This window comes from Microbacterium sp. (assembly GCF_051860965.1).
GTDB lineage: Bacteria > Actinomycetota > Actinomycetes > Actinomycetales > Microbacteriaceae > Microbacterium.
In genome coordinates, this window is sequence record NZ_JBIMKU010000003.1 from 175,370 (window position 1) to 187,893 (window position 12,524).

A 12,524-nucleotide genomic window follows, 5' to 3' on the forward strand; every position below is an offset into this window, starting at 1 on the left:
CCCTGGGTTGCGTCACGCCTTGTTGGCGAGAGCGAAGCGGACGGATCCGTCCTGTGCCTGTTCGGCGTCGAGGATGCGATCGTCGAGCGCCGATACCGCCTCGGCGTCGACGAAGATCCGTGCGCCGTGCGAATCGACGACGGCGTCCGTCGCCTGCGGCGCGGGGGCGACGCTGATCTCGAAGCCTCGCTCGGGGCCGGTGTTGCGGATGCGGACTCCACCGTCATCGGGGACGTCGGCGACTCCGGCGACGATCGCCTTGACAGCCTCTGCAGCGGTGTCGGTCATTGTGAGCATGGTGCTCTCCTTCCGTTGGGCGTGCATCGGAACCGGCCACGATTCCGAGATCCGGCTCGGATCGCAACCGTGTCGCGCGTGTCGGGTGCCATTCACACCGGATGCCAAGGTTCGCCGACGCCGCCGCTCGGTGTCCCTGCCCCGCACAGGTGACCGGTCCGGGTGCCTGGTGTGATCGGACGGACGTGTTCTCTTCAGAACGTTCCTGAGATGAAGGACAGCGGTGAACGTCCTTCATCTCAGGAACGTCCCGGAGGAAGGTGCCGAACATGGCCTGAAGGGCCTCCGACCCCGCGCGCGACGGCGCGAGCGGCTCGGCTCCGCAGGGCGAAAGCGCGACGGAATGCCGGCGCCTGCCGGATGTCGAGGTCCGGATCCCCGCCGTCGCACTGTCGGATGTCGCATCCCCGTGCCACCCTCGTCGCATGAGCAACGCGCAGCGGTTCCTCGACGGCTATCTCGATGCCTGGAAGACGAACGACCCCGACAGCATCCGTGCCCTGTTCGCGCCGGATGCGACGTACCGCGGAGCACCCGGCCATCTCGATCCCTTCCAGGGCGTCGACGCGATCGTCGCGCACTGGCTCGAAGAGCAGGACGCGCCGGGCACCTGGACGTATGCGGGAGGTGTCGAGCAGGAGTCGGGCGCGGCCGCACGAATCCATGGCATCACGTCGTACTCCGACGGCCCGAAGTCGGGCGTCTACGACAACACGTGGCTCGTGCGGTTCGACGACGAGGGTCGTGCCACCGAGTTCCAGGACTGGTGGTTCGAGAGGGCGTAACGCCCGCTACAGGTAGACCTCGTCGGCGAAGACGAGCCGCTGCTCCCACTGGGGCAGCCGACCGGCCGCTCCGATGAAGCGCCCGATGACGGGGTCGCCGGGGAACCGCTCCCACTCCTCGACGGTGACGCGCCACGACGACGCGCCCGGGCCCGGCCGGCGGAGGGGGATGGACTCGGTCCACGAGAGACTCCCGCCCCAGGCGGCGGTGTGAGCCGAAGCGTCGTACGCGAGCAGGTCGAGCTGCACGCTGTCGCGCGTGATCCAGCCGAGGTCTCCGCCGATCTCGGGGTCCGCCTCCTGCAGATTCGCCACGAGAGCGCGGTTCTGCCCGATCGAGGCGACGTCCGAGTCGCGCGGAGCGAGGGGCCGATGCGTCACGGGTCCCGTCACGACGACGCGCACTCCGTGCTCGTCGAGCCTGCTGACGGTCGCCGCGCGCTCGGGCGGCACCTGCACGAAGTCGCAGAGCACGGGCGCCGACAGCTCGGCGTTCGCGATGCTGCCCGGCTGATATCGCGCGACCGCGAGCCGGATGAAGGGCCACACGATCGCGCCGGGGTTGAGCGCGACATCCACGAACCACTTGCGGCGCTCCTCGCTGTACTGCGGGCGGTAGCCGAGCACGCTCGCGCGGTACGTCCGCTCGGTGTCGACGCCGGTCGGCAGGACCAGATCGACGCCGCGGGCGACCGGCTCACCGGGCCGCCACACGTCGTCGGAGCCTTCGGCCCGCCAGAAGTCGATCAGGTTGAGCGGCGGCATGTGCGGGTCCTCGAACCGGTTGCCGACCCAGATCGGGTCTTGCGCCCACAGCGAGTATCCGCCCGGGCCGGGCTGCGCGCCCGACTGCACGAGGACGCCGAGCAGCTCGCCCTCGCCCGAGGAGAACCACGGCCGTTCGAGGTAGATGCGCACGCCGGCCCGGCGCGTGTGGCGCTCGGCGATGGGCTGACCGGGCTGCGCGGTGCCCTCGTCCGCGACGGGAGACAGCGTCGGATCGTCGTGCGACCAGCGGAAGAGCGGCACGACCGAGTGGACGACGGGGGGCTGCGGTCGCGCCGACGACGGCACCGAGACGCGCAGCAGGTCGCTCACGGTGCTGGATCCGTCGTCGAAGGGCGCGGCATCCGTCCCCGGCGTCAGCAGGGAAGGCGGGAAGTACTCGCGGAACCGCGTCGATGCCCGCAGACGATAGTCGATCACGCGGTGCTTCGTGTCGCCGAAGTCGTGACGGACGCCATGGATGCGGATCGACGGGTCGGCGGGCCAGTCGAGGTCGCCCTGCGGCAGCAGCGGGAACAGGATGCCGAGCCGCTCGTGCGGCGTCACCCGCGTCGTGAACGCCGCACCCTTGCTCGGCGTCGCCTGCCAGCGGGCCTGCCCGAGATCGTCGGTGTACTCCGTCCAGGACGCTTCGGCGGTGAGCTGCTCCGTGCTCGCCCCGTGCAGGTGCACGCCGCCCCACAGATACGTGAAGGTCGCATCGGTCGGGCGCAGGGCGCGGACGTTCACCGGCCGCGGCGCGGCGATCGGCCGCGGCGTCGCGTGGACGAGCAGCAGGTTCTCCTTCGGGGTGATCGACCAGAAGTAGCCGTCGCGCGCGGCCTCGCGCAGGAGCGGATGGCTCTGGATGACTTGCGGCCACGAGCGCCACATGCCGAGCCCCGTCAACGCCGCCGGCTGCAGGCAGCTCGACAGCCGGAAACGCTGCACGGTGCCCGCCGGCAGCGAGAAGTCGATGACCCGCGAGGCGACATCGACGCGCGGCGTGGAGCCGTCGGTCAGCGTCAGGCGGAGCGGGCGCACGCGCGGCCAGTCGCCCTCGCCCTCGTAGTCGGCCGTGAAGCCCTCGATGCCGAACGGCAGGGGCAGCGCGGGTGTGATCGACGCGTCGGGGAAGACGATCGACACGCCACGGGCGAGCGGATCGGGCAGATACGGCAGCACGAGGTCGTCCACGTCGTGCACGACGTACTGGCCCGCCGGCGGCGCCTCGCCCTGAGGGATGGGCAGCGTCACGATGTCGGCGGGGTCGACGGATGCATCGGCGACGACGGAGACTCCGGTGACGGGCGTGCGCACACCCGGCGTGTCGAGGGAGGCGACGTCGATGTCGTAGAGCGTGCCGTTCTCGCGCACGGCGGCCGCCAGCGCGAGCGTCACGCCGGCGGGGCCGTCGGCGACCAGCCTGTCGAACGCCGCGTGCTGCTCGGCCTGCAGCTGACTCGTCTTGGGCGGCACGAGGTGGCGCTCGGACGACGCGGCGAACGTCGTCCCCGGATCGATCGCCGCGACGGACGCCAGATACGTCTCCGGATCGGTCACCGTGACGTCGAGGGTGTCGGGATGCTGCTCCACACCGCTGCGGATCACCAGCACGCGCTGCGATTCGCCCTCGCTGTACCTGGCTCGCGCGACGAGAGTGGGCGGCGGCACGGGGTCCCATCGCAGGTAGGGCCGCAGCTCGGTCACGGTCTTCAGGGCGAGCTCGATCCCCGGTCCGAGTGCGTTCGGGCCGAATGCTCCGCCGAGCGCGCCGATCTGGCCGACGATCGCCCGTGTGTAGGCGGCGGGTTCTGCGGCGGCGGTCGCCGTGAAGACGGATGCCTCCGCCGGTGTGTTCGCCGTCGCCGCGGCGAACGACGACCGCACGATCTCGGTGACGACAGCGGCACGCGAGGCGTCGCGGGCGGGCGCGAGGCTGTCGATGAGGTCAGTCCCGAGCTCGTCGCCGGCGGCCGCCCGTGTTCCGAGGGCGGCGCGGATCTCGGCGCGCAGCTTGGCCTGCTCGCCGCGACCCAGCACGGGCGGCTTGCCCGGCGGCAGCACGTCGGTGGGCTGCAGCACCTCGCTCGCCGCCGTGCGCTCGAGACCCGAGCCGACGGCGCGCAGGCGCGAGAGGCCGGCATCCCGATACCGCGCCGCGATGGTCTCGGCGAACCGCGCTCCCAGCTCGCCCGAGACGAGGTCGTCGGGGGCGTCGAGCGGGGGCGCGGCGGCCGGTCGCACGTTGCCCGCGAGGTCCACCAGCCACGCGCGGAACGCGTAGTCGCGCCCGAACCGCAGTCGCGGCAGCGTGTGGTCGACGAGCGAGTGGGCGAACGAGACGGGATGCGGCGCATCCGCGCTCGCCGCCGTCGGGGCGTCGTCGGGCTCGTCCGCCGTCGGGTCGACCGGCACGCGCTTGCCCGGCTTGGGGACGGACAGGCTCCACCCCTCCCAGCCGAACATCGCCTCGTGCACGTTGATGGGCGGCTCGGGCGTGGCATCCGTCGCCGGACTCTGCTCGGCCGGCGCCGTCTGGATGAAGCCGTGCCCGTCGCCGAGATCGATCGGGTCGGCAAGACCGAGCACGGTCGCGATCGTGTGGCGCTCGTGCAGCGACCTCCACGTCTTGACCGTGTCATCCCACACCTCGACGCGCATGCCCCGGGCGACGTCCTCCGACAGCAGCTCGGGGATCGCTGCCGCGACGGGCGCCGCGAGCACGGCTTCGAGGCTCTTCTGCCGCCCGATCCGGTCGTAGAGCGTCGCGGCCTGGCGTGTGCGCGCGACGGTGAATCCCGAGGTGCGCAGGGCGGGGGATGCCGCATCCACCGGCTCGATGTTGGCCTGACTCGCGAGGAGCCGTGGCAGCACCCGCAGGTACTGCTCGGTCTTGAGCGCCGTGCCGTCGGCGTCGGCGTCGAGCACCGAGAAGCTCGCCGTCTCGCCGAGCGCGAGCGCGCCCTGCGCCCACTCCGAGGTGCCGGGCACCGTGACGAGCGCACCGTCCGCCGTCGCTTCGCACCGCACGCGCGGCGCGGCGCCGACCACGACCGCTCCGCCGGACCCTGCGACGGTGAGCACCGCACGCAGCCAGCGGGATTTCCGCAGACGCGACACGTCCGAGACGCGGAGGTCGATCACGAGCCCGAGCATGCGGAGCATCCGCGCGTGGTCTCCGACCGAGGCGACGCGTTCGTGGAACTCCGGCACGGGCGGCTTCACCGGCGGCGGAGGGGGTCCGTCGGGCGTGCCACGGTAGTCGGCTTTCGACTCGGGCCGGTCGTAGTACCGGCGGGCCTGGTGCAGCAGCGCGAGGGTCTGCGCCATCGACGTCGATCCGGCGCCGTCCGGCACCCGCCGCACGCCCGGGCGGTCGGACGACTCGCCCACGACCTCGTCGAGCACGCGGGTGAGCACCTCGTCGTCGATCCGACCCACGCCGATGCGTCCCGAGTAGGCGTCCAGCTGCCGCAGCGTCGAGAGCAGGCCGGGGGTGAGGGGATGCGTCGACGGCAGCGGCGGATCGACCGGCGAGCCCATCGCGCTCAGCAGGCCGACGAGCTTGCCGATGTCGTGCACGGCCTTCGCGTCGAACGTGCGCCAGCGGCGCTGCTCCCACTCGGGCACCGCGTTGAGGCCGACCGGTGTGTCGGGCGGGAACACGGCATCCCACACCTTCGGCTCGATCGGGTCGAGCACCGCGGTGCACTCCAGAGGACCGTTCTGATCGGTCAGCTCGACGACGAAGCCGTCTCGCACGGCCTGCGCCCAGTGCGGGAACACTGCGAACGTCGACAGCGGCTCGGGCGGGGCATCCGGCGTCAGCTTCGGGGTCAGGAAGACCGAGACGTGGAAGGGGTCCTCCGCCCGGGCCGAGTGGGGGAGCGCGATCCCGATGACGTGTTCGAGTGCCATGTCAGACTCCCGCCTCGACGGCGAACGCTCTCCAGTAGTCGTCCCAGCCCGGAGCCGTGCCATCCGGCTGCAGGTACTGCTGCGCGAGGCTCGGGTCGCCCTTCGAACCCGCGAACTGCTTCGAGACCGTGATCGTGACGCTGCCCGAGAAACACAGCACCGAGACCTCGATCGTGAGCGATGCCGTGCCGACGAGCTTGCCCGACTCGAAGTGGTATGTGAGCTCGAGGTACAGCTCGATCGAGGCCGAGATGAGCCCGAGCACGTCGACCTCGCCGCGCAGACGGAAGTACGCCGCCAGCATCCCCTTCTCGGCTTCGAGGCGCATGTAGACGCCGATGGATGCCGAGATCGAGCCGGAGGCGACGCCGAAGTCGACGGCGAGCATGACGCCGGCTTCGAGGCCGAGCTCGAGCACCTCGAGACCCTTGGGCGTGAGGCGGATGCCGAACCAGCCTCCGCCGCCGATGCACATGACCGACAGGTTGAAGGGACGCTCGCGCGTGCAGAAGTCGAAGCCGAAGCTGATCGACTTGCCGAGGAACGGCACCTGCACGTCGGCGCCGAGCGAGATGTTCGAGAGGTTGAAGACGCCGACCGAGACGCTCGGGATCGGCAGCGTGAAGCCCGCGCGCAGCCCCGTGGTGTCGACCTCGAGGAACGGCGGGTCCGAGAAGCCGTCGAAGGGGATGAAGTCCTTGAGCACCTCGACGAAGCTCAGGATGCCGAGGAACGTGATCTCGCCCAGGACGACGTCGACCTCGGCCTTGCCGCTCGATCCCGCGATGAACGACATGTTCTCGAACGGGATGCGCACGAGCGGTGCCGCGCCCTCGCCCTCCTTGCCGAAGAGGTGCAGGGTGAGGCCGCGGAGCTCGGCCATCGCCGTGACCGACGCGTCGCCCGAGCCCGACACGCGCCCCTCGACCGAGATGACGAACGCGCGCTCGGGCAGGTCGATCAGGGTGATCCCCGTGGCCGGCCAGCGCGTGAAGAGCTTGGGCGTCCACTCGTAGCGGTAGGTCGCCTCGACGCTCGCGGGGTTGAAGCTGTGCAGGAGCGCTTCGAGGTCGTCGATGATCTCGGTCGCCTTCGCGGCCGTGCGCACGATCTTCGCGAGGTCGTCCAGCTTGCGTCGCAGGGCGGGACTCAGTTCGGGGGCGCCGACCGGCACCGTCGCGACCGCCGCGTCGATCGCGAGGAACACGGCGCCGATCTGGTCGATGCGGTCGGCGATGTCGTCGAGATCGTCCGGCGGTGCGAGGAGCGCGGGCAGGGCGGCGAGCTGCGCTTCGAGGTCGGATGCCGCGGCCCCGGCGGCCGCGAGCTGCCCCTCGACCGTGTGCAGTAGGTCGATGAGCCGCTGCACATCCGTGAGCAGCCGCTTGACGGCATCCATCGTCTCGCTCACGATGTTCGGCAGACCGCTCAGGTCGACCAGGCCGTCGATGAGCTCCCACAGGTCGACGAGGCCGAAGAGCTTGGGCAGCGCGCCCTTGAAGAACTCCTCGGGGTTGAGCTTCTGGGTCTCCATACCGGCGACGTCGCCGACCGCGCCCGTGAGCGACGACAGTCCGCGGATGGGGGCATCCGGCGTCACGAACCCGCCGGAGCGATCGGAGCCCGCGTTGGGCGTGCCGAACGCGATCGTCGGCGCCGCCGGCACGACCGGGTCGGTGGCGTGCTGGCGCGGCGTCTTCGCGTCGTCGAGCAGCACCTTCGCCCAGACCTGGCCCGTGTTCGCCGGCCCGAAGCCGTCGGAGAGGTAGGTCGGGTTGAAGATGATCGTCGTCGGTCCGACGTTCGACAGGCGCCGCGCGGCGTCGACGACGACGTCGGCCGAGCTCAGGTAGGGAGTGGACGATCCCACCTGAGCCCGACCGCGCCAGCGCATCGCGACGGTCTCGGTGATCGCGTCGCCGTCGGCGGTGCGAGGTGCGTACGCGACCTTCTGACCCGACATCGGGATGACCCGATAGGGGCTCGCGTCGTAGGCATCCTGAACCGCCGTGAAGTCGAGGTAGTGCTCGGCGACCCAGAACAGGGGGGTGCGGAAGCTCTCGTGCAGGTTGTCCTTGTCCCACGAGTCACCCGTGAACTGGTACGGGATGCCGGGATCGTTCGTTGGTGCGCCGGGCACCGCGACATGGGGCACGAAGAACGAGTCGACCTTGTCGGCGGGGTCGACGATCGGGGGCGTCGTCGTGGGGGAGAAGTCGAGCCGCGTGTAGGGGTTGTCGCTCGGGGTGTAGGTGCGCGACGGCTCGCTGATCACGAGGAACTTGAACTGGTAGAGGCTCGCGACGGCGGGGTTCGCCGTGACGCGGCGCTCGGTGATCTTGACGAGCGCGCACGCGTGGCCGAACGGGAAGAGGTAGCCCGGGTAGACGACCCGCACCCACTGATCGCGTCCCAGCGGAGCGATGTGGTCCCACGCGAGCACCGACGGGATGCCGCGAGCCGAGTACTCCTTCGTGTACCAGGCGCCGTGCAGGTCGAGCCAGGCGCCGAGCGACGACAGCCAGAGCTTGTCCACGCCGACGGGCCGCAGCGACGCCGGATCCTTGATGCCAGGCCACCTCTCCGCCGACTGCCGCACGAGCCGGTGCCGGTCGGCCCGGTTGAGCGACCCGCGGAACGGCAGGTCGTCGGCGGTCTTGGGCGTGCGGAGCGGATGGTCCGGGTCATCCATCTCGTTCGCCCGCCACGTCGTCTGGGGGAGTCCGTCGCGGTCGCGCGTCCAGATGGCGCGCACGATGCGGCGCTTCGCGTCGAGCTCGGTCACGTCGCCCGTCGGACCGGTCACCGCGAGGCGGCTGTGCCACAGCTCGACGTGCCGCGCGGTGTCCTCGGCGTCCACGGGGGTGTCGGAGTGCGTCCAGCGGCCCTCGCTCGACGGCGAGATGATGAGCCGGTACGGCGCCTCGATCGCGGTCTGCTGCGCGGTCGGACTGCTCGAGTATTTCGGGATCTCGAGGGGCCGGATGATCGGCGGACGCCCGATGATGTCGCGGATCGTGCCCGGGATGCGGGTCGTGACGATCCGGCCCTCGGTGCGGATGCCCATCGTCGCGGCGTGCGTGCGCAGCGCGCGCAGGTTCTCGCTGATCTGCAGGGCGCCGGCGACCGTCGTCTCGTCCGGTGGCGGGAACGCCCGGCGCTCGGCCGCGGTCGGCGCTCTCACGAGCACCTCGGCGCCGGAGTACTGCGCGACGATGCCCGGCCCGAGCCACAGGATGAACGGGTGGAACGTCGATTCGTCGATCGTGCCGCGGGTCCCCGGGGGCTCGGCGTTCGGATGCAGCACCGGCGAGAGTTCGCGCATCGCCCGCAGGATGCCCTCGCGCGTGAAGTCGATGCGGTCGTTCGGTCCGATCGCGAAGACGAGCCGGCTCGCCCGCGCGGGCCGGAATCCGACCGGCGGATGCGGCGGTTGGGAATTGCTGACGCCGGCCGGCGTCGTCTGCGCGTCGGGGGGAACGGGATGCTCGGGGTCGAGCTCACCGGGCACGCCGTTCGCGCCGCCCTCGGTGACGTACTGCGCCTCTTCGTGCGCGTGCTGGAACGAGAACTCCGTCACCATGAGGTGCGGAGCCGACCCCGAGCGGGTCACGTAAGGCTCCTCGCCCGTGACGAGCTTCGCGCCGTAGAACTTCACCGTCAGCGCGACGAGGTCGCGCGGGCGGATGACGTCCACCGTCAGATCCGGCGGATCCGGAGGCTCCCACTCGCCGAGCTTCAGCGTGTCCTTCAGCCGCCAGCCGGCCGAGAACCGCGTCTCGGTCCCAATCAGCGGACGTGCCCGGACGACATCCCAACCTTCGCCTGAAAACGACATCGACGCCCCCCGGCGTTTCGATCAGTCTGATGGCGTTCTCGTCGGGTCTCCGATTGGGGGAGCGGGAACGCGCCCAGGGTACGCCTGTTATCGGCTCGGGCACCAGTGGGCGACGTATGCGGGGTCGCCGGGGGTGGTGAGGTCGCGGTCTCGCAGAACCGCTCCGGCCTCGCAGATCTGATCGAACTCCTCCTTGCTGAGCTGGTCGGAGTACTCGATCGCGATGACGTGCGCGCCGTAGACGTCGGCGTAGGCATCGCATTCGCCGAAGACGGCGCACTCCTCAACGACCGCGAAGTCGAAGCCGGCTTGTTCTTTCAGCTGCTCGGCATCCTCTGCCGAGTTCTTCTGGGCGGCCGCGAGGCCGTTGTCGTGGGCAGCTTCTGTGAGTGCTTTCGCCAGCGCGAGGTTGTCGTCGAAGGCGAGGGCGCCATCACTTCGGGCGTAGGTGTCGAGGTTGTCGAACTCGACGGCGTCGAAGCCCTTCTCGGCGCATCCTTCGATCCACGGCTCGATGCGTCGGGCGATCCCGTCCCGCTTCTCGGCCGTCGAGGTGTCGAGCAGCATCTCGTCCGGCCAGTTCGGATCGATGACGGGGTCGCCGTTGCCGTCGATGAGCAGCAGGTACTCGGGCCACTCCTCGCCGGGCTGCGTCTGGAACCCGTTGATGTAGCAGATCGAGTAGATGCCCTCCGCGGGCTCGGCCGTGCGGTCGCGCGCCACGACCTGCACGCCCTCCGCGGGTGCGTACGCGCCGCCGAGCTGGTAGTCGGGCTTCGCCTCCGCAGGCGGCAGCGGGATGCCGGTGCTCGCGCACCCCGTGAGCGTCAGAGCGATCACGGCGATGATCGCGAGTCGACGGGGAGGCACCCTGCGACGGTACCGCTTCAGCCCTGCTTCAGCCTCGAGCCGCCAGACTGGACACATGCGGGTGCTGGTGGTCGACGACGAAGTGCGCTTGGCCGACGGCATCCGTCGCGGACTCGAAGCCGAAGGCTTCGCCGTGGACGTCGCGCACAACGGTGTCGACGGGCTGTGGCGCGCGCGGGAGACGCCGTACGACGCGATCGTGCTGGACCTCATGATGCCGGGGCTCAGCGGCTGGAAGGTCGTCGAGGCGCTGCGCGCGGACGAGAACTGGACGCCGGTGCTCATGCTCACCGCCAAGGACGGCGAGTGGGATCAGGTCGAGGCGTTCGAGACGGGCGCCGACGACTTCGTCACCAAGCCGTTCTCGTTCGCGGTGCTGGTCGCCCGCCTCCGGGCGCTGATCCGGCGCGGCAAGGTCGAGCGGCCCACCGTGCTCGAGGCGGGCGACCTGCGGGTCGATCCGGGTGCGCGTCGCGCGTGGCGAGGCGACGCGCAGATCGCGCTCACCTCGCGGGAGTTCTCGGTGCTCGAGCACCTGATGCGCCACCGCGGCGACGTCGTGCCCAAGCGCGACCTGATCGCAGGGGTGTGGGACGACGACTTCGACGGCGATCCGAACATCGTCGAGGTCTACGTGGGGCACCTGCGGCGCAAGGTCGACAAGCCGTTCGGTCGCAACGCGATCGAGACGGTGCGCGGCGCGGGCTACCGATTGGCCGGCGACGGTGGCTGAGCGGCGCGGACGCTCGCTGCGCGCGCGGACCACGATCGGTGCGACGGCGGTCGTCGCGGTCGCGCTCATCCTCGGCGCCGTCGCCTTCTACGGCGTCCTTCGCACCAGCGTGCTCGGGTCCGCGACCGCGGCCGCCGAAGCGCGAGCCGAAGAGATCGCCGACCGCATCGACGGCGGGGGCACCGGCGTCCTGTCCGAACTCGACGACACGGCAGCCTGGATCATCGCCGACGCGGCGATCGTCGCCGTGACCGACGAGGTCGACGGCGAGGTGCTGCCGACGACCAGGGGGCTCGGGACGATCGACGACGAGCCGTTCGTCGTCGCCTCCGAAGACCTCGACGAGGGCACCCTGTTCGTCGGCCGGTCCGTCGAGGACGACCTCGCGACGATCGGCACCGTAGTCGTGCTGCTCGCAATCGCGGTCCCCCTGCTTCTCGTGCTCGTCGCCGTCACGACGTGGCTCGTCGTCGGCAGAGCGCTGCGGCCCGTGGCGCGCATCCGCCAGGAGGCGGACGGCATCACCGCCGAGCGCCTGCACCGGAGGGTGCCAGTGCCCGACTCGTCGGACGAGATCGCCGCGCTCGCCGTCACGATGAACGGGATGCTCGACCGCCTCGACGCCGCGGCGCAGGCGCAGCGCCGGTTCGTGTCGGATGCCTCGCACGAGCTGCGGTCACCCCTGGCGACGATCCGGCAGCACGCCGAACTCGCCCACGCGCACCCCGAGACCACCTCGACCGACGAGTTGGCGGAGGTCGTGCGCGACGAGGGTCTGCGCCTCCAGGGGATCATCGACGCGCTGCTGCTGCTGGCCCGGCTCGACGAGCACGCCACGATGTCGTCGGAGTCGGTCGACCTCGACGACCTGGCGCTCGCCGAGGCGTCGCGCCTGCGGGCAGCCGGCCACGAGGTGGACGGCTCGGGCATCCACGCCGGCCGCGTGCAGGGCGACGCGCGTTTGATCGGACAGCTCGTGCGCAATCTCGCCGACAACGCCGCGCGACACGCACGGGGTCGGATCGCGATCGGGGTGACCGTTGCACAGGAGCGCGTGATTCTCACGGTCGAGGACGACGGTTCTGGCATTCCTGCGGGGGAGAGGGAGCGCGTCTTCGAGCGTTTCGTGCGTCTCGACGAGGCGCGGGCGAGGGATGCCGGGGGCAGCGGCCTCGGGCTCGCGATCGTGCGGGGCATCGCTGAGGATGCGGGCGCGTCGGTCGTCGTCGACGAGTCGCGCTGGGGTGGCGCGCGGTTCGCCGTGTCGTTCCCCGCGGCATCCTGAACGGTTCTTCAGAGAGCTTCAGGCTGGCTT

7 protein-coding genes are annotated in these 12,524 nt (G+C 70.8%); 3 read left to right on the top strand and 4 right to left on the bottom strand.

Going from position 1 to position 12,524, the window contains the following annotated elements; translation table 11 throughout:
• Positions 1-12 precede the first annotated feature (12 nt).
• Positions 13-297, bottom strand: coding sequence for a Fe-S cluster assembly protein HesB (locus ACTIFV_RS06740; RefSeq protein ID WP_439592006.1), 285 nt, complete (start codon positions 295-297; stop codon positions 13-15).
• Positions 298-722: 425 nt separating this feature from the next.
• On the opposite strand from ACTIFV_RS06740, the gene ACTIFV_RS06745 reads away from it, so the two are divergent.
• A complete protein-coding gene (locus ACTIFV_RS06745) occupies positions 723-1,082 on the top strand; it encodes a nuclear transport factor 2 family protein (protein ID WP_439592007.1) in 360 nt (119 codons plus the stop codon).
• 6 nt (positions 1,083-1,088) lie between these two features.
• On the opposite strand, the gene ACTIFV_RS06750 is transcribed toward ACTIFV_RS06745, so the two are convergent.
• The 3 genes from ACTIFV_RS06750 to ACTIFV_RS06760 all read right to left on the bottom strand — a co-directional run bounded on the left by ACTIFV_RS06750 (position 1,089) and on the right by ACTIFV_RS06760 (position 10,476).
• On the bottom strand, positions 1,089-5,768 hold the full coding sequence (locus ACTIFV_RS06750; protein ID WP_439592008.1) for a hypothetical protein: 4,680 nt from the start codon (positions 5,766-5,768) through the stop codon (positions 1,089-1,091).
• A gap of 1 nt (position 5,769) precedes the next feature.
• On the bottom strand, positions 5,770-9,606 hold the full coding sequence (locus tag ACTIFV_RS06755) for a hypothetical protein (RefSeq protein ID WP_439592009.1): 3,837 nt from the start codon (positions 9,604-9,606) through the stop codon (positions 5,770-5,772).
• Positions 9,607-9,693: 87 nt separating this feature from the next.
• Entirely contained in the window at positions 9,694-10,476 is a 783-nt protein-coding gene (locus ACTIFV_RS06760; protein WP_439592010.1) for an endo alpha-1,4 polygalactosaminidase, read from the bottom strand.
• 55 nt (positions 10,477-10,531) lie between these two features.
• Between ACTIFV_RS06760 and ACTIFV_RS06765 the strand changes: the two genes are divergently transcribed.
• Together ACTIFV_RS06765 and ACTIFV_RS06770 are read left to right on the top strand one after the other, a co-directional pair.
• Positions 10,532-11,209, top strand: a complete 678-nt coding sequence (locus ACTIFV_RS06765) for a response regulator transcription factor (protein ID WP_439592011.1) — start codon at positions 10,532-10,534, stop codon at positions 11,207-11,209.
• Positions 11,202-12,494, top strand: a complete 1,293-nt coding sequence (locus ACTIFV_RS06770; protein WP_439592012.1) for a sensor histidine kinase — start codon at positions 11,202-11,204, stop codon at positions 12,492-12,494. The genes ACTIFV_RS06765 and ACTIFV_RS06770 overlap by 8 nt, the downstream gene beginning before the upstream one ends.
• The last annotated feature ends 30 nt before the right edge of the window (positions 12,495-12,524 follow it).

Coding starts and splice junctions, on each gene's coding strand:
- ACTIFV_RS06740 (WP_439592006.1), bottom strand. CDS start 297: ATGCTCACAATGACCGACACCGCTGCAGAGGCTGTCAAGGCGATCGTC.
- ACTIFV_RS06745 (WP_439592007.1), top strand. CDS start 723: ATGAGCAACGCGCAGCGGTTCCTCGACGGCTATCTCGATGCCTGGAAG.
- ACTIFV_RS06750 (WP_439592008.1), bottom strand. CDS start 5,768: ATGGCACTCGAACACGTCATCGGGATCGCGCTCCCCCACTCGGCCCGG.
- ACTIFV_RS06755 (WP_439592009.1), bottom strand. CDS start 9,606: ATGTCGTTTTCAGGCGAAGGTTGGGATGTCGTCCGGGCACGTCCGCTG.
- ACTIFV_RS06765 (WP_439592011.1), top strand. CDS start 10,532: ATGCGGGTGCTGGTGGTCGACGACGAAGTGCGCTTGGCCGACGGCATC.